This window comes from Alloalcanivorax xenomutans (assembly GCF_032810065.1).
Lineage (GTDB): Bacteria > Pseudomonadota > Gammaproteobacteria > Pseudomonadales > Alcanivoracaceae > Alloalcanivorax > Alloalcanivorax xenomutans.
Map to the genome: position 1 here is coordinate 1,831,432 of NZ_CP136538.1, position 26,574 is coordinate 1,858,005.

The following is a 26,574-nucleotide window of genomic DNA, read 5'->3' on the forward strand; positions in this document are numbered from 1 at the left end:
GATGTTATCGCGGCCGCTCGCCTGTCCAGGCCGACATCGTTCAATCCGACGATGGTGCCGGCGCGGGCAGGGGGTTTAATGGGGTGTTCAGGGCAATAGCAAGGACAAGCCATGATTTTGCATTCCCGGCAGTGGATTGATCATTACGTTGGCGAGGGGCGTTGGGGCCAACGCACCTTATTGGACCAGTTCGCACATAACCGCGACGCCCACCCGGACCGGGAAGCGGTGGTGGACCCGCCAGACCGGCCGGATCTGGTCGGCACGCCGGCTCGTTCGCTGAGCTATGAGGCGTTCGGCCGGGCGGTGGATGCCACCGCCGCGGAACTGATCCGGCGCGGGTTGGCTAAGGACGACATCGTGGTGGCCCAGCTCCCCAATATCTGGGAGCTGGCCATGCTCTACCTGGCGGTGGCCCGCGCCGGTGGCGTTCTTACCGCGTTGCCATTGCAATGGCGGGCCACCGATGTGGGCTATGTGGCGGAACTCACCGGTGCGCGCTTGTATATCGCCGCCGATCACGCCAAGGGCTTTGATTATATCGCCATGGGCAGGACGCTGGGTTTCGAGCAATGTCTTTCCCTGGTCGAACTGACCGCCATCGCCGAAGGGCCGGTGGGGCCGTTACCGCCAGTGACGGTGGACGCCAATGATATCTTCACTCTGTGCTGGACTTCCGGGACCGAGTCGCGACCCAAGGGCTGTCCTATGAGCCACAACAGCTGGTTCTCCCATATCGGTCCGCTGATGCGGACCTCCGGGCTGCGGGAAGGGGACCGGCAATTGTGCGTGGCGCCGCTGGTCAACATGACCGCGCTGGGCGTCAATTATGTGTCCTGGCTGGTTTCCGCCGGCACCCTGGTTCTGCACCATCCACTGACCATGCCGGTGCTGCTGGAACAACTCTCCGAGCAGAACATCCACTTCACTATTCTGGTGCCGGCGGTACTGAACATGATCGCCAAGCTGCCGGACGTGGATCGCATCGATCTGTCCTCGGTGCGCGCCATCACCACCGGTTCGGCGCCGCCGTCACTGTGGACGCTGGAGGAATTCAAGCGTCGCTGGGGCATCGAAATCATCAATATCTGGGGACAGAACGAGGGCACCTGCCTGATCGCCGGGCCGGCGGATGTACCGGAACTGGAGCGGCGGGTGGATCACCTGCCGTTCTGGGGCAAGCCCGGTTGCCGCTGGCCGTCCGGAGTGGATGGGGTAAGTGTCAAGCTGCTGGATGACGAGGACCGGGAGGTGACCGAACCGGGGGGTATCGGCGAATTGTGCTATCGGGCACCGAGTCTGTTCGCCGGTTACTTCAAACGGCCGGATTTGACCGAAAAAGCGTTCACCGCTGATGGCTACTTCCGTACCGGTGACTTGTTCGTGATCCGGGATGACGCCCATGTTGGCTTCCATGATCGCAAAAAGGACATGGTGATCCGGGGCGGTTTCAATATTTCCAGCGCGGAAGTGGAGAACGCGGTGCAGGCGCATCCAGCGGTCCTGGACGCGGCGGTAATTCCGCAGCCGGACGAGGTGATGGGGGAGCGGGTGTGTGTCTGCGTGGTGGCGCGGGAACCGGCGTCGCCGCCGACCCTGGATGATATCACCGGCTTTCTGCGTGAATCCGGCATGAGCCTCTACAAGCTGCCGGAGGCACTGCGCATCGTCGATGCGATCCCCCGCAACCCGGTGGGCAAGATACTGAAACGGCGGTTACGGGATGAGGTGGGGTAGGGCCGGCGGTTGTTTTCACCCTCTCCCTTAGAGGGGAGAGGGTGAAAGAATAACGGCAAACAGACTCAGAAACGATATTCGCCGCCGTCGATACCCTTCTGCATTTCTTCGCTGAGGCGCTGGTAGCAGTTTTCGCCGGGCAGCAGAACGTAGACCGGATCGTCGTGTTTGCTCAGATCGTATTTCTCGTCCTTCAGCTTGTTTTTCTGGTGCTTGAAGGTGCCGGTGGTTTCCACTCCATGGTCGGTAATGCGCAGGAATACCGGAATGGCATAGGGCGGCAACTCACGTTTGAGGTAGTCGCACAGGGCCTGGAAATCCACCTCGTCGTGGGGCCGGTCCAGACGCAGCTCGGCCATGCCGGCGCGGCCGTTGGTGTCGGGAATTTCCACCCCGTAAACCACCGACTCGATGATCGCCTCGAAGCCATCCAGGATCTGTTCCACTTCGGTGGTGGAGACGTTTTCCCCTTTCCAGCGGAAGGTGTCACCGAGACGATCGACGAACTGGGCGTGGCGGAAACCAATGTCCCGCATCATATCGCCGGTGTTGAACCAGGCATCGCCTTTCTTGAACACGTCGCGGAAGATCGCCTTTTCGGTTTTTTCCTTGTCGGTATAGCCGTCGAACGGGGTCTTGTCGGTGATCTCACCGAGCATCAGGCCGGACTCGCCCTTGCTCACCTTGATCATGAAACCCTTGGCGTCGCGCACCGGCTGATCCGCTTCCTTGTCGTACTTGACGATAGCGTAGCTCACCGGGGAAAAGCCCACGGTGTTGTCGAAGTTGAACACATTGGTGAAGGCCACGTTGCCCTCGGAAGAGGCGTAGAACTCCTCCACGCGTTCAATGCCGAAACGCTCCTTGAAGTCTTTCCAGATACCCGGCCGCAGACCGTTGCCAACGATGGTGTGCACGCGGTTGTTGCTGTCGTCGGCCTTGCGGGGCTGCTCATGCAGGTAACGGCACAACTCGCCGACATAGCCGAACGCGGTGCAGTTATGCTGACGGATATCGTCCCAGAAGCGGCTGGCGGAGAAGCGGCGCGCCAGCACCAGGCCACCACGGGCGGCGATCACCGAGGCCCAGCAGATGACCATGCCGGTGGCATGGTAGAAGGGCAGAGTGCAATACAGGCGATCGTCCTTGTCCAGGCGCACGGCGGAGTAGCCGAAAGCGCCGAACGCTTTTTGCCAGCGGCCGTGGTTGAAGACCACCGCCTTCGGCAGACCGGTGGTGCCGGAGGTGTAAATGTAGAACAGCGGATCCTTGAGACGGCTCTGGTTGGTGCCGGCCGGGTTCTCGCTGGAGCAGTTCTGGATCTCGGTGGCCAGGTTCTTGTAGCCGGCCGGTGCTTCACCCGGGTTTTGCAGCGTGTCGGCATCGGCCAGATAGAAGAAGTTGGTCTTCAGATCCAGATCGTCACGGACTTCCTCGATGGCTTCGATCAATTCGCCGCCGATGATGGCGGCCTTGGGCTCCACCAGATTGATGCTGTGGGTGAGGACCTTGCCTCGCTGGGAGGTGTTCACCAGAGCGGCGCAGATGCCCAGTTTGGCGCAGGCCAGCACCGTGGCCACCAGTTCCGGGCGGTTCTCGATATCTACCACCACGGTGTCGCCTTTCTTCAGCCCGATGGAGGCGAAGTAGTCGGCGATGCGGTTGGCCCAGGCGTTGAATTGCCGGTAGGTGAGTTCGGTGTCCTGGTGAATAACGGCGATGCCGTTGGGGTTGGCGGCGGTGGCGGCCTCGAATTCGACCCCCAGCCCCAGCGGTTTGGTGGTGTCGGTGATCTTGCTCATCTTGGAGCCCTTCAACAGCCCGGGCAGATTGGCAACGATCTCGGGAACCTTCGACAGAATCTTCGGCAACGTAATGACGTCGGCGCTGCTCATGGCATCTCCACTCTCTGATTCTCTATGTTCTTGGAATACCCGGGTCGTGCCGGGAGTCCACTACCAGCAAAGGGCTGAAAAAGGCTTCTCCGAAGGCGTGCCGCCGCCGCTCCGACAATAGGAGGGGGGATGCGCCGTGATCCGGAGATGACCAAATATTCGCGGCGAACAATCGTAAGTTGACCGCGGATGGGCGCTACCATAACCGGCGCCCCGGAGGCGGGCAAGCGGTGATCGAACGGACCCACCGGTCACCGTCCTGATTGGTTAAAACATCGCCAATCGGGACAATGGAACCCCACGCCAGCCGCCATTCAAACACAGCCCGAAAGCCAGAGCATTTGCCCGGCCGCCGGGCCGTATCGCCGTCAGGCCGGGTCCAGCACCACCAGCAACTGCTGGCGCCGTACCTGATCGCCCACCGCCACCGCCACCTCGGTCACGGTGCCGTCGCAATCGGCCTTGAGCACATGCTCCATTTTCATCGCCTCCATTACGGCCAGCACCTGGCCGCGCCGCACCTGCTCGCCGACGCTGGCGGAGAGGCTCACCACGGCGCCGTCCATGGGCGCGCTCAGCCGGCCGGAGCCAGGGCCGTCCCGGCCGGCGGCCGGCTGATGGGTCAGGTCCTGGAACACGGCCTTGTCGGCGCCGTGTTGCAGCCATAGCTGATCACCGTGTCGGCACCAATGAAAGCGGCGGCGGATGCCATCCACTTCGGCGACGACGGATTCGTCATCCATTTCCTCCAGCGCCACCGGTAGTTCGCCCGCGACACGGGTTCCCTGGAGGGTGAGGGTCCGGCTGTGCTCGCCACAGCCCAGCGTCAGAGGCTGCGCGCCCAGGGCGCTGGACTGCCAGCCGCGGCCTGGCCCGTTCCGGCGGTGATCCTGGTGCCGGGCGAACAGCAGCGCCGCCACCGACCACAAGGCATCACCGGGTTGTGCGGGCGTGAGACTGGGGTCGCCGGCGAAATCGGCGCCAATAAAGGCGGTGGTGGCTTCACCGGCGGCGAACACCGGGTGGCGCAGGATGGCGGCCAGGAAGGCACGGTTGTCATTGACGCCGGCGAGCACGGTGTCTTCCACCGCGCGCAGCAGCCGGCGCCGGGCTTCCTCCCGAGTGGCGCCGTGGGCGATGATCTTGGCCAGCATCGGGTCGTAGTGGCTGCCCACCTGGTCGCCTTCACGCAGGCCGTGATCCACCCGGATCCCTTCTCCGCTGGCCGGGCGCCAGCGCCGTACCGGGCCGGTTTGCGGCAGATAGCCCTGGGCGGGATCCTCCGCATAGAGGCGGACCTCCATGGCGTGACCGGTCAGGGTGACCTGGTCCTGGGTCAGCGGCAGGGCTTCGCCGGCGGCCACTTTCAGTTGCCAGGCCACCAGATCCTGGCCGGTGACCAGTTCGGTAACCGGATGTTCCACCTGCAGACGGGTATTCATCTCCAGAAAATAGAACTCACCGTCGGCGCCCAGCAGGAACTCCACCGTGCCCGCGCCCACATAGCCGCAGGCGCGGGCGGCATTGACCGCCGCCTCGCCCATGCGCCGCCGCAAGGTTGCGTCCAGGGCCGGGGAGGGGGCTTCCTCCACCACCTTCTGATGGCGGCGTTGCACCGAGCAGTCCCGCTCGCCGAGGTGGATGACATTGCCGTGGTGATCCCCGAACACCTGAATTTCCACGTGGCGCGGCGTGCTCACCGCCCGCTCCAGGATCAGCTCGTCGTTGCCGAAGCTGTTACGGGCTTCCTGGCGGGCGCTGTTCAGTTGCGCCGGGATCTCCGTCTCGTCGGTGACCACGCGCATGCCGCGTCCGCCGCCGCCGGCGCTGGCCTTGATCATTAGTGGCAGGCCGATGCGCCGCGCTTCTCGCAGCAGGGTATCGTCACTCTGATCCTCGCCCTGATAACCGGGCACACAGGGCACCCCGGCCTCTTCCATGGCGATTTTCGACAGCCGTTTCGAGCCCATCAGCCGGATCGCGGCCACCGGCGGGCCGATAAAGGTGATGCCGGCATCCTCGCAGGCCCGGGCGAAGTCGCTGTTTTCAGAAAGGAAACCGTAGCCCGGGTGGACCGCGTCGGCGCCGCTGCGGCGGCAGGCGTCGAGCAGCGCGCCGATGTTGAGGTAGGAGGCGGTGGCATTGGCCGGCCCGATACAAAGCGCTTCATCCGCCAACCGTACATGGCGGGCATCGCGGTCCGCCTCGGAATACACCGCCACGGTGCGATAACCCAGGGCCTGAGCACTGGCGATGACGCGGCAGGCGATTTCGCCACGGTTGGCGATCAGAATTTTGTCGAAGCTCATGGTTATTCCTTATCCGTTGACCAGGACGGTGCGCGTTTCTGTACGAAGGCCAGTGTGCCTTCCTGACCCTCCTCGCTGGTGACGGCGTTGGCGAAGTCCCGGGCGGCCTGATCAAGCACCGCGTCCAGCGGCTGCTCGTCCACGCTCAGCACCAATTGCTTGGTCACCCGGTTGGCGTGGGGCGCGCACCGGCGGATTTGTTCCAGCACCTGCCGCAACCGTTGCTCCAGCTCCTCGGTGGAATCGGCCACCTCGTGCACCACCCCGAGCGCCTGGGCGCCGTGACCATCGAAGCGGCCACCGGTGAGCGCCAGCCGGCGGGCCTGGGTCAGGCCGATGCGGCGTACCACGAACGGGGCGATCTGAGCCGGAATCACGCCCAGGCCGGTTTCCGGCAGCCCGAAGCGGGCATCGCCGGCGGCCAGCGCCACATCGGAGACGCACGCCAGACCAAAGCCGCCGCCAAGCACGGCGCCTTCCAATACGCACACCAAAACCGCCGGCAGCCTTTCGGCGCGGCTGACCATGGCGCCGAAACGCCGGTTCAGGGTGAAGAACGCCTGATCGTCGCCGGCCGCCGCCTGCTGACGGGCGCCGGCCATGTCCTTGATGTCGCCGCCGGCGCAGAAATGGCCGCCGGCGCCACGCAACACCACGGCACGGACATCCGGATTGGCTTCCACCCAGTCGAATACCGCCATCAGCTCGTCAACCATGATCAGGCTCATGGCGTTGCGGCTTTGCGGCCGGTTCAGCGTGACGGAGAGGGTGGTACCATCACGGTGGAGGGTGATTGTTTCGGTTTCAGGTAGCGTCATGGCAGGTCTCACTCGGCTTTGGGGCTGACGTCGGAGGTCCGATCCATTATTTCTTTTTGCCCGGCAGCGTGTTCATGGTCTTGCAGATGATGCCGAGCATGATTTCGTCGGCGCCGCCGCCAATGGAACCAAGCCGGCCATCACGATAGAGCTGGCTGGCCGGGTTGTCCCACATGAAGCCGTTGCCACCCCAGAACTGGAGGCAGGAGTCCGCCACTTCCCGTGCCAGCCGGCCCACCTTCAGTTTCGCCATGGAGGCCAGTTGCAGCACGTCCTGGCCGTTGATGTAGAGGTCACAGGCGCGGTAGGTGAGGGCGCGCAGGGCTTCCACCTCGGTTTGCAATTCGGCCAGACGGAAGTGCACGGTCTGATTGTCCAGCAGGCTCATGCCAAACACCTTGCGCTCGCGGGCGTACTCGATGGTTTCGTTGATCACGTGTTCCATGCCCTTGAGGCTGTTGGAGGCGGCGAACAGGCGCTCTTCCTGGAACTGCATCATCTGCATCATGAAGCCCATGCCTTCCTGGCCGATCAGGTTGCGTTGCGGCACGCGCACGTTGTCGAAGAACACCTGGGCGGTTTCCGAGGAGCGCATGCCCAGTTTGTCCAGCGGCTTGTCCACGGTGATGCCGGCGGCGTCCTTGGGGACCACGATCAGGGACTTGTTGATGTGCGGCTTGTCATCGGAGGTGTTCGCCAGCAGGCAGAAAAAGTCGGCGCTGGGCGAATTGGTGATCCACATCTTGGTGCCGTTGATGACGTAATCGTCGCCGTCTTTTTTTGCCGTGGTTTTCACCGCCGCCACATCGGAACCGGCCTGCGGTTCGGAAACGGCGATGGAGGCCACCATGTCACCGGCGATGGCGGGCGCCAGATAGTCCCGGCGCAACTGGTCGGAACCGAAGCGGGCCAGGGCCGGTGTCGCCATGTCGGTCTGCACGCCCACCGCCAGCGGCACGCCACCGCAATGCACCGTGCCCATCTCCTCGCTCATTACCATGCCGTAGGAATAGTCCAGCCCCATGCCGCCGTACTCCACCGGCTTGGTGACGCCGAGCAGGCCGAGGTCGCCCATTTTCTTGAACACCTCATGAATCGGAAAACGGCCGGCCGCCTCCCATTCCTTTACATGCGGATTGATTTCCTTGTCGACGAATTGACGTACCGTGCGGCGCAGTTCTTCATGTTCCTGCGTGAATTTCATGACACACTCCTGCTATGTGTTCTATTCGGTTTGACTGGCTTCCAGGCTGATTCTTGAGCCGCCTTTGATTTTCGCTGTTAACTATTCACTGTTAACTGTCAACTTCATTCATAGTCTTGCCACGCCAAAGGTGTTGCCATTGAGTTGGCGGTGCTCCGCCTGGCGGCAGATATCCAGAACATAGGCCAGCACCCGGCGGGTATCGCGTGGGTCAATGATGCCGTCGTCCCATAGATGGGCGGTGCCGTACAGCGCGGTGGATTGCGCGTCCAGTTTCTGCGCGGTGCTTTGCTGCAGCATCTCCAGCACTTTCTCATCCGGTTCAATGCCGTTGGCCCGTTGTTTGGCCTCGGCGACGATACGCAGCACCATGCCGGCCTGCTGGCCGCCCATCACCGCCACCCGGGAATTGGGCCAGGCGAAAATAAAGCGTGGATCCAGACCCCGGCCGCACATGGCGTAGTTGCCGGCGCCGTAGGAGCCGCCGATAACGATGGAGATTTTCGGCACCCGGGCGTTGGCCACCGCCTGAATCATTTTCGAGCCGTGTTTGATCACGCCGTTGCGTTCGGCGTCGGTGCCGACCATGAAGCCGGTGGTGTTGTGTAGAAACAGCAACGGCCGATTGCTCTGGTCACACAATTGAATGAACTGGGCTGCCTTGGCCGCGCCGCGCGGGGTGATCGGCCCGTTGTTGCCAAGCACGCCCACGGGTTGGCCTTCGATGGCGATCCAGCCGCATACGGTGGCGGCATCCCAGTCGTTCTTGAAGTCGACGAAGTTGGAATCGTCGGCGATCCGCGCGATCACCTCACGCACGTCATAGGGCTTCTTGGCGTCGCTGGGCACCACGCCAAGCAGTTCCTCTTCATCGTAGCGTGGCGGTGCCCATTCATCGGTGGCCGGCGCATCGTCGCGCCAGCCGAGCACACCCATCAGGTCCCGCGCCTGGCGAATGCCATCGGCGTCGTCGTCGGCCAGATACTCGGCGGTGCCGGCCACACCGGTGTGCATTTCCGCGCCGCCGAGGTCTTCGTCGGTGGCGATCTCGCCGGTGGCCGCTTTCAGCAATGGCGGCCCGGCGAGAAACATCTTGGCGCGGTCGCGGACCACGATAACGTAATCGGAGAGGCCCGGTTGATAGGCGCCGCCGGCGGTCGCGTTGCCGTGCACCACGGTGATCTGCGGGATGCCGGCGGCGGACAGACGTGCCTGGTTGGCGAAGGTCCGCGCGCCCTCGACGAACACCTCGGCGGCGTAGTTCAGATTGGCGCCACCGGATTCCACCAGACTCACCACCGGCAGCTTGTTCTCCAGGGCGATGCGTTGCAGACGCAGCGTTTTGTGCAGTCCGGACGGGGTGATGGTGCCACCCTTGATAGCCGAGTTGGACGCCGTGACCAGGCAGCGCACTCCGGCCACATAGCCGATACCGGCGATGCTGCCGCCGCCGGCTTCGGTGCCGTCCTTGTCGTCGTGCATGCCATAGCCGGACAGGTTCATCAGGCTGAGGAACGGTGAGCCCGGATCGAGCAGACGGGCGACTCGCTCATGGGGCAATAGTTGACCCCGTTTTTCGAATTTGGCGCGTTTGGCTTCGGAGGCGTCCACCACGCCTTGTTCGATGGCGCGGAATTCTTCCACTGCCTTGAGCATGGCATCCCGGCTTTCGCGGAAGCTGTCGCTGTTCACGTCCAGGCTGGTTTCGAGTACGGGCATGATCGGGTCCTGTCGGTTGGCGCGGAATCAGTCTTGTTTGAAAATGGCGGGAGTGATGGCGCGGTGGAAGCCGTCGAAGGGTTCGCTGCGCTTGTGCTCCGGCAACGGGAAGATGGCCACGTTGCCCTGGCTGGCGCCGCCGTCGATACGCAGCGTGTCGCCGCTGATGAAGGCGGCGGCGTCGCTGAGCAGGAAACAGATCGCCGAGGACACTTCCGCTTCCACGCCCATGCGTTTCAGTGGCACCGCGGCACGCAGGGTTTTAAGAATGTTCTGAAACGCCTCCGGATAGGTGTCCATGCCGGAGGAGGCGATCCAGCCCGGGGCCACCGCGTTCACTCGTACGCCGCAGCATCCCCATTCCACCGAGGCGGTCTTGGTGAAATTGTCCATGCCAGCGCGGGCGGCGCCGGAGTGCCCCATGCCCGGCATGCCTCCCCACATGTCGGCGACGATGTTGACGATGGCGCCGCCGTGCTGGTTCATGCCCTGGGTGAACACTTCCCGGGCCATCAGAAAGCCGCCGGTGAGGTTGGTGCGGATCACCGTTTCCCAGCCTTTCTGGCTGATCAGCGCCAGCGGTGCGGGGAACTGGCCGCCCGCGTTGTTGACCAGGCCGTGTACCTGACCCACGGCCTGATAGATCCGGGCCACGGTCGCGCGCACCCGCTCCTCCTCACGGATGTCGCAACTGAAATACAGGGCCTCGCGGCCGGTGTCCTGCTGTATTTCCCCGGCCACTTCCCGCAGCTTGTCCTCGCTGCGGCCGATCAGGACCACCCGCGCCCCGAGCGCCGCCAATTCATGCGCGGTGCAACGGCCAATACCGGAGCCGCCGCCGGTGACGATGATGTTGCGGTCGGCGAACAGATTTTCCCGAAAGACGGAACGGTAGGACATGGTTTGTTTTCCTTTATCAATGAGCCAGGTGACGGCCGCCTCTGGGGCGGGCCGCCACGGAGTCAATGCAGAGACGCGGCCAGGGTGTTGGGCACCGCCACCGGCATGTCCAGCAACTGTTGCGCGAACGCCTTGCCCTGCGGATCAATGCGCAGACTGGCGATACCGCCGCCGCCCAGCGCGTTGCGCAGCAGGAAATTGAAGGCGTGCATGCCGGGCAGCTCCCAGCGGCTGACCGAGCCGGTTTCCGGATCGAGCACATGCCGCATGTAGTCCGCCACCGCGGCCTCACTCAGCGCCGCGCGTAAATAGGGCAGGTAAACCGGGTCCCGGGCGATAACGCCGATGTTGGCGTGGTTGCCCTTGTCGCCGGAGCGGGCCCAGGCCAGTTTCACCAACGGCACCTCGGTGTCGCCGGAGGCAGTCTCGCCGTCCGCTTGCGGGGCTGGTTTCGGCAGCGGCTCGCCGGCGGGAATGGCCACCGGCAGGGTTTCACCGTTGACGTCCACCGTGACCGGCACCTTCTGTTTACCGATAAGGGTGGAATAAAGACGAATACGGGGCATCGGCTTGGGCCGGCCGCCGACCAGACCGGACAAACCAGGGGCCATGCCGGTGGCGGCCTGGGCGATTTCCCGGGCGAACAGACCCAGGGCCTTGCGGTCGTCGTGCAGGGCGGCGATTTTCACCACCACTTCGCGGCTGTCCTGGCGGCGCGCCTGGTTGCCGTAGGTGGCCTCGCTGCCGAGGATTTCCACGCTGACATCCCGGAAGGGCGCCAGCCCCGCCTGTTTGAACTGCGCCGCCACCTTGCCGAGGATGGCGTCCGCCACCACCTGGCCCTTGGCGGGAGCGTCGATGCCGCCCATCAGGAAAGAGGCGGTGATGCGTTGGCCGTCGGGGTAGGTGGCGGACACCTTGTAGGTGTCGGTGGGGGGGAGCCCGCGCGCGCCGCTGACTTTGACCCGATCCGGCCCGTCCTGGGTGAGAGTGACGTTGGTGAAGTCACAGACCACATCGGGAAGGATGTACTGACGCGGGTCGCCGATTTCATAGAGCAGTTGTTCGCCGACGGTGGCGGGGGTGACCAGTCCCCCGGTGTCCGCCGGTTTGGTGATCACCACGGTACCGTCCCGGTGGCATTCGGCGATCGGGAAGCCCATGTTGTCGAAGCCGGGCACATCGCGCCAATCGGTGAAGTTGCCGCCTGTGCATTGGGCCCCGCACTCGATCAGATGGCCGGCCAGGGAGCCTTGGGCCAGCCGGTCGTAGTCGTCGTCCGGCCACTGGAACTCATGCAGCAACGGGCCCAGCACCAGCGCGGAGTCGGCGATGCGGCCGGTCAGCACCAGGTCGGCGCCGGCGTCCAGAGCGGCCTTGATCGGCAGGGCGCCAAGGTAGGCATTCATGGTCACGGTAATCGGCGGCAAGGCCGCGCCGGTGTCCATTTCCCGGCAGTCGGTGAACTCGGCCCGGCGTGGATTAAGATCGTCGCCTTCCACCAGGGCGATGTTCATCTCGACGCCGGCCTCGGCGAACGCTTTCCGCAGAGCATCCCGGCAGGCGCGGGGATTCACGCCGCCGGCGTTGCTGATCACCTTGATGCCCTTGTCCTTGATCTCCCGGGCCAGCGGCGCCATCACCTGGGTGACGAAATCGTGGGCGTAGCCGGCGTTGGCGTCCTTCATGCGCGCCCCGGCCATGATCGACAAAGTGACCTCGGCCAGATAGTCGAACACCAGATAGTCGATATTGCCCTGGCGGACCAGTTGGAAGGCGGCGCTGTTGGTATCGCCCCAGAAGCCGGCGGCGCAGCCGATGCGGGTCAGATCGCTCATGGTGTTGTTCCTTCTTCCTTCCTTCATGACGAATGGGCCGGTGACGGAGTGGCTCAACACTACCAAGCAAGCGCTTGGTATGTAAATATGGAATCGGCCACGCCCCTTGACCGAAACGCTCAGGTCCACGGCCGAACCGGCCAGCGGCATTGTCTGATGCCCAGTCTGATGCCCATGTTGTGTAATGCGTATAATGCCGGCCGATCAGGAGGAACCAATGACACAAGCACGCGCTGTACACGGCATTGACGACAGTCCGCGGGGGCGCCTGCTCAGCGCCGCCGCCCAACTGTTTCGCGACAAGGGGTATGAACGCACCACGGTGCGCGATATCGCCGCCGTGGTGGGGATCCAGAGCGGGTCCATCTTCCACCATTTCAAAACCAAGGAAGAGATCCTGTTCGCGGTGATGGAGGAAGTTATCCACTTCAATACCGAGCGTCTGCGCGCCGCCATCGCCGCCGAGGATCGGCCGGTGGAGCGGTTGCGGGCACTGGTGCGCGCGGAACTGACCGCCATCGTCGGCGATACCAGCGAGGCGATGACGGTGCTGGTGACCGAGTGGCGTTGCCTCAATGCGGACAAGCAGCGCGAAGCGCTGGCCTTGCGGGACATTTATGAGCAGCTCTGGCTGGACGTGCTCGCGGATCTCCATAAGGAAGGCCGTTTCCGCGCCGACCCGTTCATCATGCGGCGGCTGATCACCGGCATGACCGGCTGGACCCATAACTGGTTTGATCAGTCCCGCAGTCTTTCGGTGGAAGGTCTGGCGGACCTGATCGTCGACCGGGTGGTCGGCGAGGAGAGTGAGGAGGGCGCGGCGTGATCGGCAATGGCTTCGCCTGGGGACGCACCGGCTATACCATCATGGAAGAAGGGGAATTGGACCGCGCCACCTGGCAGTTGCGGGTGAGTCATTATCTGGTGGCCGAGCCCAGTGGCCGGGCCGTGCCCGGGCGCTTCACCCTGGAGCAGGCGAAAAGGTGGATTGAAGAGCGCGAATCGGAGGCGGATTCCGGCTGAAATGCAGCCAAAATGGGCGTTTATTCGACAGTGCGACGAAAATATGAACGAACGGCAGGTTTTTTCGCAGAAAGCCGTTGACACTCCGGGGCCAATCCCTAAAATGGCGCCCACTTCGCAACGCGATGCGGGTGGTTAGCTCAGCTGGGAGAGCATCTGCCTTACAAGCAGAGGGTCGGCGGTTCGATCCCGTCACCACCCACCAGTTTCCCGAAAGGATGGCGTCTACGCCGCCCTTTCACGGAAAGTTCGGAGCGGTAGTTCAGTTGGTTAGAATACCGGCCTGTCACGCCGGGGGTCGCGGGTTCGAGTCCCGTCCGCTCCGCCAACATTTTTCATGATCTTAGCCTTTTTCCATGTATTAAGGAGCCGCATCGAGTATTTCGATGCGGCTTTTTCTTTTGTGGCGCCAGGCCACCGCGGAACTTCCCCCTCTCCTGATGTTCTTATTCTTAAGGCCTGTTCACACTGCTTGCGTCCCGCCAGTTGTGGCTAAAAAGCCACCAATGAAGGCGCGATGGAAATAGTGTGAACAGGCCCTATAAGCGCCTTTTGACCCCTGTCATGAAAGGGTCACCAAGGGGACGCTAAAGTTGATCCGACAATCTTTGATTTGAAAATACAGAATGAAACGTAAAGGAGAATAACCATGGATCATTACTTCGAAGAACGGATGCAGGAAAAACTGTGGCTGGAAACCCTGGAAGAGCTGGTGGAAGGCGACTGGGAAAACGATGACGACGGTGTGGAGCTCTGATCCCCCGTCGTCACCCCTCCGGCCCGATGGGCCAACCCCTCCCGATTCTGTGAAGCACTCAGCGTTCTGATTACCTTTCCCGAGCAACCCCTTTCTTTTACCTAAAAGCCGGTTCACACTTTTGTCGTAGCTGTCCGCGATCGGCAGATTGTGACGAGCCTGGTCACCTGACGGTTCGCGAGGCGGATAAAACGATAAAGACATGACCCGGGGAAGGCGAGATGGCGGGGTCCTCCGTTACCTCTGAAGCAATAGTGTTCTTTGCCGAGCACCACATCACCAAAAGCATGCTCTACGCCGACTTCGAGGCGATTCTGGACGGCATGGTGGGGGTGCCGGAGTTCGCCCGCAAAGAGATGCGCGGTGCCTACTGTCTGGTCAACGGACAGCTGAAGGTCAAGGCGCTGGTGTTGTTTCTGATCGGCTTCGACGAAGACGGCATGGCCGATACCACCTGGAATATTCCGTTGCGCCATCTGGCCGAGCACGGCGGCCCTGGCCCGGACATGGGCAGCGGTCCGATCCGGCTGGCCTGCCGCAGCCAGTGCCCGGTGGCGTGGCACCAGGACCAATTGTGGGATCCATCGATGAAGCCCGGCGCCAACGACTTCGTCGCGGTGCGGGATCTGTTGCGCCAGCGCGGGCCGAAGATGGGCCTGGAGATGGACGAGGATCTGCCACCGCCGACGGCACCGCCGGTGCTGTCCGAGGAGGACATTCCCACTCTCGGCGCCGCCGAGCCGGATCCGGAACGGGTAAGGCTGGCCCGCACCATCAAGGAACTGCGTCTGCGCATCCATACCCTGGAGAGCGGACAGAAGGAAGAGATGGCGCAACTGCGCTATGCCCAGCAGCAGAAAGAGGAAATCCTCAATACGCAGCTGGAAAAGGTGCTGATGCAGTTCAAGACGCTGAAGTCCCAGAACGCGGCGTTGCGCGAACAGAACAGCTCACTCAAGGAACAGTTGGAGACACTGCGCCGGGATCAGCAGGAGCAGGCCGCTCAGGATCGCCAGCACGGCAGTGAAACGGAGCGCCTGCGCCAGCAGTACCAGTTGGAGCTGGAGCAGCGCCTGGAAGAAGAACGGGCGCGGCTGGCCGATGAATTGCACAGTAAGGAAATGGAGGTGCTCAACCGGGACGACCTGATCGCTCAACTGCGCAAGGACGTGGCCGGCCTCAAGCATCAACAGATGAAAGTGAGCAATGCCGGCGGCGAGCAGATGTTGCGTAAACTGGAGAGCCTGGGTCTCAGTTTCATCGCCTTCCATCCTGGTGCCGGCCATGTCTCCATCGGTGCCGATCAGATTTCCGATTACATGGAAAACCCGCTGGCGTTCGCCGCCCGTAAATGCCTGGTGACCGAGGATCACTACCGTGCCTGGCTGGCTCACTACGAAAATCCGGTATGCCAGGTGGCGGTGGGGCCGGAAGCGCGTGCCTGTGGCAAAAGAGTGATCCGGGTGGACGTGCCGAATCAGTTCAAGCCGGGCGTGTCCGACTGTAATTCCAACCGCTGTCCGCACTGCCGTTCGGATGCCGCCATCGATAATGTGCTCAAGTTCCGGTAATCGTGCCGCGAACTGGTAAGTATCTTGCTTCAAGACTTTAAACAAACGCTAAGCATGCCGGATCGCGCGGGTCGGGGGGCTCGCGCGATCGAATGATAAGGGGGGAAGCCATTCATGGCTCAAGAGTCCATCGATAAGCGTTTATTGCAGGCGTTCGTGCCGGTCAATGCGCTGTCCAACGATCAGCTCGACTGGCTGCTGGATCAGCAGGAGGTCTGCCGTTACGAACCCGGCGATATTCTGTTCCGTCAGGGCGATCGCGATAACGCCACCATCTATCTGCTCAGCGGCGACGTGGAATTGTTCAACGAGAGTGGGCAGCGCGGTGTGGTGCGGGCTGGGGATGCCGCGTCCTGGCATCCACTCGGTCACTTTCAGCCACGTCGGGATGACGCCCGGGCGCTGACCGAGGTCAGCGTGGTGCGTTTCGACAGTTTCCGGCTGGACACCATTTTGTCTTGGGATCAGTCCGCCGGTTACGTGATTCTCGACATCAACGCCAATGCCGCTTATCAGCATGACCGCGACTGGATGATCCGGTTGCTGAAGTCCAACCTGTTCCACCGGGTGCCGCCGGCCAACATTCTGGAAATCTTCCGCCGCCTGCACGCCCGCCGCTGCAAGGAAGGCGAGGTGATCATCCGCCAGGGCGAGGAAGCGGATTGCTGCTACATCATCAAGGAAGGGGTCTGCGAGGTGTCCATCGAGCTGGGCAACCCCGGGGTGGCGACGCCGGTGGCGATGCTGGAGGAAGGGCAGTGGTTCGGCGAGGAGGCGTTACTGTCCGGCACGCCGCGTAACGCCACCATCACCATGGCCACGGACGGGGTGTTGATGCGGCTGGGGCGGGACGATTTCGACGCGCTGCTGCGTGAACCGATCATCCACACCCTGCCGGTGGACAAGGCCCGGGAGAAGATCGCCGCCGGCGCCCGTTGGCTGGATGTGCGCACCGGCGACGAGTTTGACCGCCATCGGCTGTCCGGAGCCGCTAATATGTCGTTGAATGTGCTGCGCCTGAAGTCGCGGTTGCTGGACCCGAAACAGGCCTACGTGGCCTACTGTGACACCGGTCGGCGTAGCGCCACGGCGGCATTTTTGTTAAAAAACGCAGGCTTGGACGTGTTCGTGCTGGAAGGCGGCCTTAACGGCAATGCCGACCACCTGCACGAGTATCTCGAATAGCCCGTCCCGGGGATCCGGGGCTGGGGCCCAACCCGGGACTAATGTGGCGCAAGACAAATTTCGCAATATCGGCCTGATTGCCCGTTCCGAAAGCGAGCAGGCGCTGTACTCCATGCGCCAGCTGATTCACTTTTTGCACGGTCGCGACTGCACCGTCATCCTGGAAAAGGACATCGCCGGCAGTCTCCCGGAAATGGGGCTGCAGGCGGCCAGCGCCGCTCAGATGGGCGAATCCTGTGATCTGGTGATCGTGGTCGGCGGCGATGGCAGCCTGCTGGGCGCGGCCCGTACCCTGGCCCGTTACGATGTGCCGGTGCTGGGGGTGAACCGCGGCCACCTGGGATTTCTCACCGACATCCTGCCCTCGGAAATCGAATCCCGGGTCGGTCAGGTGCTGGATGGGGAATACACCACCGAGCGCCGCTTTCTGCTGGATATGGAAGTGCGGCGCGGCAATCTGGTGATGGGCGAGGGCAGCGCCCTCAACGATGTGGTGCTGCTCTCCGGTGACAGTGTCCATATGATCGATTTCGAGCTGATCATTGATGGCCATTTCGTCTATGGGCAGCGTTCCGACGGCCTGATCATCTCCACACCCACCGGCTCCACCGCCTATGCCCTGTCCGGTGGCGGCCCGATCATGCATCCCCGTCTGGACGCCATGGTGCTGGTGCCGATGAACCCCCACACCCTGACGAGCCGGCCCCTGGTGGTGGACGGCAACAGCGAGATCAAGATCCAGATCACCACCGAGAAAGTGAAGCCCCTGGTGAGCTGCGACGGCACTTCCGGGGTGCGATTGCAGCTGGGCGATGTCATCGCCATTCGCAAGAAACCCCACCGTTTGCAGTTGATCCACCCGCCGGGGCACGATTTCTATCAGGCCTGCCGTTCCAAACTGGGCTGGAGCACCCGTCCGGGGGATAATTGATGGCCAACCGCCGTCCCACCCATGTCGCGACCCGAGAGGGATGATGAATTTTTCCAATTTCGAGCAGTTGATTGATTCCATGACCCTGGAGGTGTGGCACGGTCTGCGCCGCGCCGTGGAACTGGGGCGCTGGCCCGATGGCCGCCGGGTCTCCGCCGAGCAGCGTGAACTGTGCCTGCAGGCGATCATCGCCTGGGAAACCAAGAATCTGCCAGAACAGGAGCGTACCGGTTATGTGCCTTCACATTGCAAGAGCAGTGAGGCGGACAGCGAGCAACCGGTGGCCCTGCAACCGGCGCCCGAGCGGAAAGGAGAGCACTGATGCGTGATGGCAGCCCGGCCAATGTCACTCGCCTGGCGGACTATCTGCCGCCGGCCTATCTGGTTCCGCGAACCCATCTGGACGTGGATATTCGCGATGGCCACACGCTGGTCACCGCCACCCTGACGCTGGAGCGTAATCCGGCCCGGGACGACCGGCCGGAGGACCTGGTGCTCGACGGCGAGCATCTGGAACTGTTGTCACTGAGTCTGGACGGCGCGGCGCTGCCGGCCTCCCGCTATCGCGAGGCGGACGGCCGTCTGACCGTGTTCTCGGTACCGGAGCGCTTCCAACTGACCTCGGTGGTTCGCATCGAGCCGGAAAAGAATACCGCTTTGGAGGGACTGTATCGCTCCAATGGCATGTACTGCACGCAATGCGAGGCGGAAGGGTTCCGCCGCATCACCTGGTTCCCGGATCGTCCGGACGTGCTCAGCCGGTTCACCACTACGGTGCGGGCCGACCGCGAGCACTACCCGCTGCTGCTGTCCAACGGCAACCCGGTAGCCAGTGGAGAAGAGTCCGAAGGCGACGGGCAGGGCGGCCGGCACTGGGTCACCTGGGAAGACCCGTTCCCCAAACCCTGCTATCTGTTCGCCCTGGTGGCCGGCGATCTGGCCTGCCTCAAGGACACCTTCACCACCGCTTCCGGGCGTCAGGTGGCGTTGCATCTGTATGCCGAACACCGGGATCTGGACAAACTCGATCACGCCATGGTGTCGCTGAAAAAAGCCATGGCCTGGGATGAGCGGGTCTATGGCCGTGAGTACGACCTGGATATCTTCCAGATCGTCGCCGTCAGCCACTTCAATATGGGCGCCATGGAAAACAAGGGGCTCAACATCTTCAACACCGCCTGTGTGCTGGCCCACCCGGCCACCACCACCGACGCCGCTTTCGAGCGGGTGGAATCGGTGGTGGCCCACGAGTATTTCCACAACTGGAGCGGCAACCGCGTCACCTGCCGGGACTGGTTCCAGCTCAGCCTCAAGGAAGGCTTCACCGTGTTCCGCGATCAGGAATTCTCCTCGGATATGAATTCGCGGGCGGTGGTGCGGGTGGAAAACGTGAACTTTCTGGTCAACCACCAGTTCCCGGAAGACCAGGGGCCGCTGGCCCACCCGGTGCGTCCGGCGCAGTACCAGAAGATCGACAATTTCTACACCCTGACCGTGTATGAGAAAGGCGCGGAAGTAGTGCGCATGCAGCATGAGTTGCTTGGCGCCGAGGACTTCCGCCGCGCCACCGACCTGTATTTCGAGCGTTTCGACGGGCAGGCGGTAACCTGTGACGATTTCGTCGCCTGCATGGAGGAGGTGTCCGGACGTGACCTGAGCGGCTTCAAACGCTGGTACAGCCAGGCCGGCACCCCCATCGTCAGGGCCGAGGACACCTACGTGGATGGCCTCTACAGCCTGACGCTGAGCCAACACACCCCGGCCACCCCGGGACAGGCGGACAAGCAGCCGCTGATGATTCCGGTGAAACTGGCGCTGCTGGACCCGCGGGGCAAGCCGCTGGCGCTGAACGACCAGGGCGATACCGAAACCGTGGTGATTCTGGAGCGGGCCACTCAGACCTTCTCATTCCCGCTGCCGGTCAAGCCGACGCCCTCCCTGCTGCGGGGGTTCTCGGCGCCGGTGATCCTGCGCTACGACTTCGACGAAACCCAACTGCAGACACTGCTGGCCCACGACAGCGATGGTTTCTGCCGGTGGGATGCCGCCCAACGCCTGTACTTCTCGGCGCTGGCGCGCATCATCGAACAGGGCGAGAGCGCCGAGCAGCAACTGGAACGGCTGCGCCCGGCCCTGGAAGGGGTGATCCGGCGTGCCGCCGAGGATCCGGCCCAGGCCGCGCTGCTGCTGACCCTGCCCACCGAGACCGCCATCGGCGACCGGCATGCGCCGCTGGATCCGGCCCGGGTGCACCGCGCCGCTCATGCTTTCAAGGTGGCCCTGGGACGGGCTCTCGACGAAGACTGGCGGCGTCTGGCCGAGTCCCTGCGGGAGCCGGAATATCGCGCCGATGGTGATGCCATGGGTAAACGCCGTCTGCGCATGCTGGCCCTGTCCTACCTGGGCCTGGCCAAAGCCGATGGTATTGCCGACGACCTGCAACGGACCTTCCGCGACGCCTCCTGCATGACCGAGGAAATCGGTGCCCTGGGGATTCTGGTGAGCAATGGCCTGGACGGCGCCGAGACGGCGCTGGAGCAGTTCGCCGAGCGCTGGCGGGACGAAGCGCTGGTGATGGACCAGTGGTTCGCGGTGCAGGCGGCGGTGCCAGGACCGGCCACCGTGGCGCGGGTGAAAGCGTTGATGTCCCATCCCGACTTCGAGTGGACTCTGCCCAACCGAGTGCGGGCGCTGATCGGCACTCTGGTCAACGGCAATCCCTCGGCATTCCACGCCGAGGATGGCAGCGGCCATCGCCTGTTCGCGGAGGCTCTGAAGACGTTGGACGCCATTAATCCGCAGATCGCCGCCCGGCTCGGTAATGGCGCCGCGCGGCTGAATCGTCTGCGGGAGGACCTGTCGACGTCGCTGCGCACCGCGCTGAGCGAAGTGCGTGAAGGTGCCTCCGCCAATCTGGCGGAAGTGTTGGATCGTATTCTCGGGGCCTGATGAACCGCTATCCGCTGCTCTTGCTCGCCGGGCTGGCCCTCGGGCTGGCTGCGCAGCCGGTGCCGGCGGCGGTGAGCGAGCAGGAGGCGCGGCGGCTGTCGTCGGATCTGACACCGCTGGGCGGTGAACGGGCCGGTAATACCCAGCCACTCTCATCGCCGCTGGCGATCCCTCCCTGGCGCGGCGAGGGCTGTCGAGTGCCGGCGGCGGATCAGCCGCTGTTGCGCATCGACGCCGGCAACCTGGCCGAGTACGAGGCGGACCTGCCGCAGGGCGTGGCGGCGATGATCCGCCGCTATCCCGACAGCTTTTACCTGCCGGTCTACCGCAGCCGCCGCACCGCGGCGGCGCCGGATTGGGTGTATCGCAATACCGCCGCCAATGCGGTGCGGGCGACGCTTTCCGAGCGTGGCGTTACGGGAGCGTTCGGCGGTATCCCTTTCCCCATACCGCACGGCGACGCCGGTGACCGCGGCCGTCAGGCGATGTGGAACCATCTGTTGCGCTGGCGCGGTGTTTTCATGGAGCGCCAGTCCAGTCAGCTGTCGGTGCGCGCCGGCGGCGGCTACCGCCGCGTCAGCTCGCGTCAAAGTCTGTATTTTCCCTATTACGATGAGCGCTTCGACGCAGAGCGCATCGGGCCCCGTTATCTGTACTACTACTCGCGGATACTGGCGCCGGCGCGGCTGGCCGGCGGCGCGGTACTGATGTACGACACCCTGGACCCGGCGCGGATGCCACGCCAGTCCTGGGGCTATGACGTGGGGCGGCAGCGTGTGCGCCGGGCACCGGAAATCGCCTACGACGCCGTGCTGGCCGGCAGTGACGGTCTGCGTACCGTTGACGACGCGGATCTGTTCAACGGGGCGCTGGACAAATACCGCTGGCGTTTGCTTTACCCGCAGCCGGTGGAGCGTTTTATTCCGTACAACAATGATTTTCACATCGATCTGGAGCGGGAGGGCCAATCCCTGCGTCGGGGACATTTGAATCCGGCGGGGACGCGCTGGGAAAGACATCGGGTGTGGGTGGTGGAAGGGCGCCTGCGGGAAGGCGAGCGGCATATTTATTCGCGCCGCCGTTTCTATATCGACGAGGACAGCTGGCAGATCGCGGTGGCGGATCAGTATGACCTCAGCGGCGCGCTGTGGCGGGTCAGCCTGGCTTACAGCAAATGCTATCCACAACTCCCGGCGGTCTGGACCGCCCTGGATGCCTATCATGACCTGCGCGAGGGCCGCTATCACTTGCGCTTCACCGAGACCAGCGAGCCCGGTGGCCTGCTGTTTCCGGAAACACTGCCGGACGAGCGGGATTTTCTGCCTTCCGCCTTGCCCGACCGTCGTTAGGGTATCGACAAGGCACCTGCAGGCAAGCTCCCACAGCGGCTTTGTGGTCCGGCCTTCCGTGGGAGCCAGCCTGCTGGCGAATGCGGCCTCTGGTGTTGGGGTTGCGGGGCAAGCTCCTGCCGCGGCTTCGTGAAGCGGCTCTGCGTGCCGGCGTTCTGCAAACCGGGCAGGGCGGCGCGGTTCCCGATATAATCCCCGGCCGTTGTCGCCCACGAAGGAACCGGAACGCCCATGCTGTATTCCCTCGCCCGTCCCCTGTTGTTTTCCCTGTCCGCCGAACGCAGTCATGATTTGACGCTGGCGGCGCTGCGTCACGGCGCCGGCAAGCTCTATCCGGGCCGGGTACCGGACCGGCCGGTGCGGGTGATGGGGCTGGATTTTCCCAATCCGGTGGGCTTGGCGGCGGGGCTGGATAAAAACGGAGACTGCATCCGCGGCTTGGCGGCTCTCGGCTTTGGCTTTCTCGAGGTGGGAACGGTGACGCCACGCCCGCAGCCGGGCAATCCGCGGCCGCGTTTATTCCGGTTGCCCCGCTCCCGGGCGGTGATCAATCGCATGGGGTTCAATAACCAGGGCGTCGATTACCTGGTGGAAGCGGTCCGTGGCAGTGGCTACAAGGGTATTCTTGGCATCAATATCGGCAAGAACAAGGACACGCCGATGGAGCAGGCGGTGGAAGACTACCTGCACTGCCAGCGCAAGGTGCATGCCCTGGCCAGCTATCTGGTGGTCAACGTGTCCTCGCCGAACACACCGGGCCTGCGCGAGCTGCAGCATGGCGAGGCATTGAACGCGCTGCTGAGCACTTTGCGCGAGGAGCAGAGCAAGCTCGACCAGCGCAATGGCTGGAAGGTGCCGCTGGTGGTCAAGATCGCCCCGGACAATAGTGACGAGGAACTGGCGTCCATGGCGGAAGCCTTCGTCCGTCACGGCATCGATGGGGTCTGTGTCGGCAATACCACGTTGCAGCGACCCGGTGTCGCCGGCGAGCCGCACGCTGACGAGCAGGGCGGCCTCAGCGGTGCCCCGCTGAAACCGATTGCTCACCGCGCGCTGGACGTGGTCAGCCGCACCCTGAACGGCCGTGTACCGCTGATCGGCGTGGGCGGCATCATGAACAGCGAGGATGCTCTGGAAAAGCGGCGTCTCGGTGCCGATCTGGTGCAAATCTACAGCGGACTGATATACCGGGGCCCGGAACTGATCGGCGAGATCGCCCGGGGCTGGCCAAAGGGCTGAGGCGTAAAGATCGCGAACAGGCTCTAAAGAAAAGGGCCCGGGTGGGGCCCTATGGGGTCGGCACCAAGAGTGCCGGCGCTGTGGAGAACGGGTTGCTTTATCGGTTCATCATATCCGGTTCATTTCCCCCTTTTCTTCAGCGGAGATCCTTGAGGTTGTGGATGCCGGCGACACCCACCAGGCCATGTAATTGATCAACGCGCCCTTCGCGCCATCCGTTCAGCCAGCTGCTGCGGGCCTGCAAAGCGTCGAAGGGACAAAAGTCTTTGGATTTTCCTTTGTAACCGGCCTGGTATCCGCGGCTGTAGGCCCGCTCCTCACGACTCCGTTTCTGTCTTTTCATGGACACTTTCCTCTTTCCTTCATCGTAGTGACTGGGAATATCCTGCTGATCTTCTCTGTGTCACAATGCGCCGCCCTGAATTCCATACGGAATCTCCTCCGGCGGGGCGGGCGAGCCCTTTGTCTCCCCGGATTGTTGTTCCGGGTCTTTCTCCCTGGCTCAAAGGCCCGTGATGCCGGTGGCGAACACGAGTGATCAGGTATTGGTAGTGCCTTGGCCCGCGTCCATTATCGCGCAAGCCGTTCTTCGAGTATGGGAAAGGGGGCTGCCCGTGTCGAATAACGAACGGCAATATGTGACGGCGTGGTTAAACGGATGCCGCATATTTGACGGTTTCGTGAAAGTTCGCCTATCTCCTTGATTTAGCTGATAATTGCTTCGAGACATCAATTCGTGCAGACACCGATGAGGCATTCCCCATGGAGTTCGTGACCACTTGCCTGCCGGGCCTGGCCCCGCTGCTGGCCGAGGAACTGGTGGAGCTGGGCATATCCGTAACAGAGACCGGTAACGCCCATGTCATCATCGATGGGCGCCAGGAAGACGGCTTGCGGGTGTGCCTGTGGTCGCGTCTGGCGGAGCGTGTGCTGCTGCCGCTGGTGACTCTGGAGATCAGCGCGGAAGAAGCCCCGGAAGCGTTGGCGGCGGCGCTGGACTGGCCAGCCCTGGTGGCGGCCGGCGCGCCCTTGTTTCTCAATCTGGAGCACGGCAAGGGCGTGCGCGGTGACAACCGTATCAGCACCCGGCGGCTGGCGCGGGCGCTGCCTCCGTCGCTGCGTGTTTCGGACAGTGAACTGGGAGCGTGTTGCGTCCGCGGGCGTTTGGACGAGGATCAGGCTCACCTGTGGCTGGATCTGGCCGGCACGCCGCTGCATCGGCGCGGCTATCGTCTGGCCGGTGGCCGGGCGCCGCTGCGCGAGAATCTGGCTGCGGGCGTACTGAGAGCCGGCGGTTGGCATCGCCAGGACCGCCCCTCGATGTTGCTGGATCCGTTTTGCGGTAGCGGCACCCTGCTGATCGAAGCGGCCTGGATGGCCGGCGGCGTGGCGCCCGGCGCCTTGCGTCAGGACTACGGATTCATGGCCTGGCGCGGATGCCGGCGGGCGCTGTGGGAAGGGCTGCGCGAAGAGGCCGCCGCCACCTTGCGGAAGGTGCCGTCGTTGCCGCCGCTGAAGGGCTTCGACGTGGATAACCGGGCCATCCAGTACGCCATGGATAACGCCGAGCGAGCCGGGGTGCGGCGCTTGCTGCACCTGGAGCGGCGCGAGCTGGGTGCCCTGCGCCAGCGGGATCTGGGCGACACCGGACTGCTGGTGACCAACCCGCCCTGGGGCGAGCGTCTGGAGGAGCGCGAGCGTTCCGCCTGGCTGCACGCCGGCCTTGGCCGCCTGATGGGGCAAAGGGCGCTCAACTGGACCGCGGTGTTGCTGGGCACTGATGTCACCACCCTGGATCGTTGCGGCATGGAACTACAAAGCCAGCACCGCTTGCTAAACGGGCCGCTGAAGAACTATATCCGCGTCTACCGGCCACGGCCGCCGGTGCCGGAAGCGCCGCTGCGGGTGGCACCGGAGCCTGGCTTCGCGCCGCCGGAAGGGGCGATGCCGCTGCTGAACCGGCTGCGCAAGAACGGCAAGCACCTGCGCCGCTGGCTGGAACGTGAGGATATCCAGTCGTACCGACTCTATGACCGTGATCTGCCGGAGTTCAACGTGGCGGTGGATATCTACGGCGACCAGGCGCTGGTGCAGGAGTTCAAGGCGCCGTCCTCCATCGACCCGGATAAAGCCAAGGAGCGCCGCCAGTGGGCGGTGAGCGCGGTGCGTTCGGCGCTGGCGGTACACCGGGAGCAGGTTCATCTGCGCACCCGCGAGCGGCAGAAGGGGCACCGCCAATATCAAAAGCTGGACAGCCGGGGCCAATACAAGGTGGTGCGCGAAGGACGTGCCCATCTTCTGGTGAATCTCAATGACTATTTGGATACCGGCCTGTTCCTGGATCATCGGCCGATGCGGCTGCGCTTGGCGCAGGAGTCCGCCGGCAAGCGCGTCCTGAATCTGTTCGCCTACACCGGCGCCGCCAGTGTTCACGCTCTGGTGGGCGGCGCTCGCCGGGTGGTGACGGTGGATGCCTCGCGCCGTTATCTGGACTGGGCCGCCTGCAACCTGGCCTTGAATGGTTTTTCCAGTGACGCTCACCCGCTCGAGCGGGCGGATGTAATGAGCTGGCTGGAAACCTGCCGCGAACAGTTCGATGTGGTGTTCTGTGATCCGCCCACATTCTCAAATAACAAAAGCCGCCAGGATTTCGTGGTCCAGGAGCATCACGGTGAATTGATCCGCCGTATTCTCAAACGGCTCGAGCCCGGCGGTGTCCTGTACTTCTCCTGCAACTTCCGCCGTTTCGAACTGGATGAAAGTATTCGCCGCTGGTACCAGGTGGAAGACCTTACCCAATGGAGCACCCCGGAGGACTTTCGCCGCCACGGACTGCACCATTGCTTCGCCATCCGTCACGGGGAGACACCATGACCGTCACGCTTTACACCACCTTGGGATGCCATTTGTGCGAGCGGGCCCGGGATATGCTCTTGACCGTGGACCCGCTGCTGGCTATCGAGGCCGTCGACATCGCCGAGGACGACGATCTGATCGCCCGGTACGGTGAGCGTATTCCGGTCTTGCGTCGGGGTGAGCAGGAATTGGCCTGGCCATTCGGACTGCTGGACGTGCGCGCGTTTCTGATGGGGGAACGGCTGGCCTGAGGGGACTTGGAGAGATGAATTCGGAGAGTGCTACAAGGCCGCT

The 26,574-nt window shown here is 63.4% G+C and carries 20 protein-coding genes and 2 tRNA genes; 14 read left to right on the forward strand and 8 right to left on the reverse strand.

Going from position 1 to position 26,574, the window contains the following annotated elements:
- Window positions 1-111: 111 nt before the first annotated feature.
- Entirely contained in the window at window positions 112-1,737 is a 1,626-nt protein-coding gene (locus RYH70_RS08615) for a class I adenylate-forming enzyme family protein (RefSeq protein WP_317010080.1), read from the forward strand.
- Window positions 1,738-1,802: 65 nt separating this feature from the next.
- Here the strand turns inward: RYH70_RS08615 and RYH70_RS08620 are convergent, their stop codons facing one another.
- The 7 genes from RYH70_RS08620 to RYH70_RS08650 all read right to left on the reverse strand — a co-directional run bounded on the left by RYH70_RS08620 (window position 1,803) and on the right by RYH70_RS08650 (window position 12,420).
- On the reverse strand, window positions 1,803-3,632 hold the full coding sequence (locus tag RYH70_RS08620; protein WP_233917569.1) for a long-chain-acyl-CoA synthetase: 1,830 nt from the start codon (window positions 3,630-3,632) through the stop codon (window positions 1,803-1,805).
- 368 nt (window positions 3,633-4,000) lie between these two features.
- A complete protein-coding gene (locus RYH70_RS08625; RefSeq protein WP_317010081.1) occupies window positions 4,001-5,941 on the reverse strand; it encodes an acetyl/propionyl/methylcrotonyl-CoA carboxylase subunit alpha in 1,941 nt (646 codons plus the stop codon).
- 2 nt (window positions 5,942-5,943) lie between these two features.
- Window positions 5,944-6,759: an enoyl-CoA hydratase/isomerase family protein gene (locus RYH70_RS08630; protein ID WP_055100727.1), complete on the reverse strand. Its 816-nt coding sequence runs from the start codon at window positions 6,757-6,759 to the stop codon at window positions 5,944-5,946.
- A gap of 46 nt (window positions 6,760-6,805) precedes the next feature.
- Window positions 6,806-7,963, reverse strand: coding sequence for an acyl-CoA dehydrogenase family protein (locus RYH70_RS08635; protein ID WP_022994419.1), 1,158 nt, complete (start codon window positions 7,961-7,963; stop codon window positions 6,806-6,808).
- Window positions 7,964-8,071: 108 nt separating this feature from the next.
- The gene (locus tag RYH70_RS08640) at window positions 8,072-9,682 is read right to left on the reverse strand and encodes an acyl-CoA carboxylase subunit beta (protein ID WP_097057943.1); all 1,611 of its coding nucleotides are present in this window, start codon (window positions 9,680-9,682) and stop codon (window positions 8,072-8,074) included.
- 27 nt (window positions 9,683-9,709) lie between these two features.
- Entirely contained in the window at window positions 9,710-10,582 is an 873-nt protein-coding gene (locus RYH70_RS08645; protein WP_022994421.1) for an SDR family oxidoreductase, read from the reverse strand.
- Window positions 10,583-10,644: 62 nt separating this feature from the next.
- Complete coding sequence (locus tag RYH70_RS08650; protein ID WP_317010082.1) at window positions 10,645-12,420, reverse strand: acyclic terpene utilization AtuA family protein; 1,776 nt, start codon at window positions 12,418-12,420, stop codon at window positions 10,645-10,647.
- A 217-nt stretch (window positions 12,421-12,637) separates the two neighbouring features.
- Here RYH70_RS08650 and RYH70_RS08655 point away from each other — a divergent pair, with 217 nt between their 5' ends.
- The 11 genes from RYH70_RS08655 to RYH70_RS08705 all read left to right on the forward strand — a co-directional run bounded on the left by RYH70_RS08655 (window position 12,638) and on the right by RYH70_RS08705 (window position 23,424).
- Window positions 12,638-13,246, forward strand: a complete 609-nt coding sequence (locus tag RYH70_RS08655; RefSeq protein ID WP_022994423.1) for a TetR/AcrR family transcriptional regulator — start codon at window positions 12,638-12,640, stop codon at window positions 13,244-13,246.
- Window positions 13,243-13,443 carry a hypothetical protein gene (locus RYH70_RS08660; RefSeq protein ID WP_022994424.1) on the forward strand — a complete coding sequence of 67 codons (201 nt, stop codon included), beginning with the start codon at window positions 13,243-13,245 and terminating at the stop codon, window positions 13,441-13,443. The genes RYH70_RS08655 and RYH70_RS08660 overlap by 4 nt, the downstream gene beginning before the upstream one ends.
- Window positions 13,444-13,572: 129 nt before the next feature.
- Window positions 13,573-13,648: transfer RNA gene (locus tag RYH70_RS08665), tRNA-Val, on the forward strand.
- Window positions 13,649-13,694: 46 nt separating this feature from the next.
- Window positions 13,695-13,771: transfer RNA gene (locus tag RYH70_RS08670), tRNA-Asp, on the forward strand.
- A 650-nt stretch (window positions 13,772-14,421) separates the two neighbouring features.
- Complete coding sequence (locus RYH70_RS08675) at window positions 14,422-15,771, forward strand: hypothetical protein (RefSeq protein WP_116027952.1); 1,350 nt, start codon at window positions 14,422-14,424, stop codon at window positions 15,769-15,771.
- A 114-nt stretch (window positions 15,772-15,885) separates the two neighbouring features.
- On the forward strand, window positions 15,886-16,956 hold the full coding sequence (locus RYH70_RS08680; protein WP_022994427.1) for a cyclic nucleotide-binding domain-containing protein: 1,071 nt from the start codon (window positions 15,886-15,888) through the stop codon (window positions 16,954-16,956).
- A gap of 43 nt (window positions 16,957-16,999) precedes the next feature.
- Window positions 17,000-17,887 carry an NAD(+) kinase gene (locus tag RYH70_RS08685; protein WP_014994154.1) on the forward strand — a complete coding sequence of 296 codons (888 nt, stop codon included), beginning with the start codon at window positions 17,000-17,002 and terminating at the stop codon, window positions 17,885-17,887.
- A gap of 40 nt (window positions 17,888-17,927) precedes the next feature.
- On the forward strand, window positions 17,928-18,209 hold the full coding sequence (locus RYH70_RS08690) for a YeaC family protein (protein WP_022994428.1): 282 nt from the start codon (window positions 17,928-17,930) through the stop codon (window positions 18,207-18,209).
- On the forward strand, window positions 18,209-20,836 hold the full coding sequence (gene pepN / locus RYH70_RS08695) for an aminopeptidase N (protein ID WP_317010083.1): 2,628 nt from the start codon (window positions 18,209-18,211) through the stop codon (window positions 20,834-20,836). The genes RYH70_RS08690 and pepN overlap by 1 nt, the downstream gene beginning before the upstream one ends.
- Complete coding sequence (locus RYH70_RS08700) at window positions 20,836-22,185, forward strand: DUF1329 domain-containing protein (protein ID WP_317010084.1); 1,350 nt, start codon at window positions 20,836-20,838, stop codon at window positions 22,183-22,185. The genes pepN and RYH70_RS08700 overlap by 1 nt, the downstream gene beginning before the upstream one ends.
- A gap of 231 nt (window positions 22,186-22,416) precedes the next feature.
- On the forward strand, window positions 22,417-23,424 hold the full coding sequence (locus RYH70_RS08705) for a quinone-dependent dihydroorotate dehydrogenase (protein WP_022994431.1): 1,008 nt from the start codon (window positions 22,417-22,419) through the stop codon (window positions 23,422-23,424).
- A gap of 136 nt (window positions 23,425-23,560) precedes the next feature.
- On the opposite strand, the gene rmf is transcribed toward RYH70_RS08705, so the two are convergent.
- A complete protein-coding gene (rmf, locus tag RYH70_RS08710) occupies window positions 23,561-23,767 on the reverse strand; it encodes a ribosome modulation factor (protein WP_022994432.1) in 207 nt (68 codons plus the stop codon).
- A 419-nt stretch (window positions 23,768-24,186) separates the two neighbouring features.
- Between rmf and rlmKL the strand changes: the two genes are divergently transcribed.
- On the forward strand, window positions 24,187-26,298 hold the full coding sequence (rlmKL, locus tag RYH70_RS08715; RefSeq protein ID WP_233917583.1) for a bifunctional 23S rRNA (guanine(2069)-N(7))-methyltransferase RlmK/23S rRNA (guanine(2445)-N(2))-methyltransferase RlmL: 2,112 nt from the start codon (window positions 24,187-24,189) through the stop codon (window positions 26,296-26,298).
- A complete protein-coding gene (locus tag RYH70_RS08720; protein ID WP_022994434.1) occupies window positions 26,295-26,531 on the forward strand; it encodes a glutaredoxin family protein in 237 nt (78 codons plus the stop codon). Before rlmKL ends, RYH70_RS08720 begins: the two co-directional genes overlap by 4 nt.
- Window positions 26,532-26,574 lie beyond the last annotated feature (43 nt).

Coding starts and splice junctions, on each gene's coding strand:
- RYH70_RS08690 (WP_022994428.1), top strand. CDS start 17,928: ATGATGAATTTTTCCAATTTCGAGCAGTTGATTGATTCCATGACCCTG.
- rmf (WP_022994432.1), bottom strand. CDS start 23,767: ATGAAAAGACAGAAACGGAGTCGTGAGGAGCGGGCCTACAGCCGCGGA.
- RYH70_RS08635 (WP_022994419.1), bottom strand. CDS start 7,963: ATGAAATTCACGCAGGAACATGAAGAACTGCGCCGCACGGTACGTCAA.
- RYH70_RS08620 (WP_233917569.1), bottom strand. CDS start 3,632: ATGAGCAGCGCCGACGTCATTACGTTGCCGAAGATTCTGTCGAAGGTT.
- RYH70_RS08675 (WP_116027952.1), top strand. CDS start 14,422: ATGGCGGGGTCCTCCGTTACCTCTGAAGCAATAGTGTTCTTTGCCGAG.
- RYH70_RS08615 (WP_317010080.1), top strand. CDS start 112: ATGATTTTGCATTCCCGGCAGTGGATTGATCATTACGTTGGCGAGGGG.
- RYH70_RS08655 (WP_022994423.1), top strand. CDS start 12,638: ATGACACAAGCACGCGCTGTACACGGCATTGACGACAGTCCGCGGGGG.
- RYH70_RS08680 (WP_022994427.1), top strand. CDS start 15,886: ATGGCTCAAGAGTCCATCGATAAGCGTTTATTGCAGGCGTTCGTGCCG.
- pepN (WP_317010083.1), top strand. CDS start 18,209: ATGCGTGATGGCAGCCCGGCCAATGTCACTCGCCTGGCGGACTATCTG.
- RYH70_RS08650 (WP_317010082.1), bottom strand. CDS start 12,420: ATGAGCGATCTGACCCGCATCGGCTGCGCCGCCGGCTTCTGGGGCGAT.
- rlmKL (WP_233917583.1), top strand. CDS start 24,187: ATGGAGTTCGTGACCACTTGCCTGCCGGGCCTGGCCCCGCTGCTGGCC.
- RYH70_RS08705 (WP_022994431.1), top strand. CDS start 22,417: ATGCTGTATTCCCTCGCCCGTCCCCTGTTGTTTTCCCTGTCCGCCGAA.
- RYH70_RS08700 (WP_317010084.1), top strand. CDS start 20,836: ATGAACCGCTATCCGCTGCTCTTGCTCGCCGGGCTGGCCCTCGGGCTG.
- RYH70_RS08630 (WP_055100727.1), bottom strand. CDS start 6,759: ATGACGCTACCTGAAACCGAAACAATCACCCTCCACCGTGATGGTACC.
- RYH70_RS08625 (WP_317010081.1), bottom strand. CDS start 5,941: ATGAGCTTCGACAAAATTCTGATCGCCAACCGTGGCGAAATCGCCTGC.
- RYH70_RS08640 (WP_097057943.1), bottom strand. CDS start 9,682: ATGCCCGTACTCGAAACCAGCCTGGACGTGAACAGCGACAGCTTCCGC.
- RYH70_RS08720 (WP_022994434.1), top strand. CDS start 26,295: ATGACCGTCACGCTTTACACCACCTTGGGATGCCATTTGTGCGAGCGG.
- RYH70_RS08645 (WP_022994421.1), bottom strand. CDS start 10,582: ATGTCCTACCGTTCCGTCTTTCGGGAAAATCTGTTCGCCGACCGCAAC.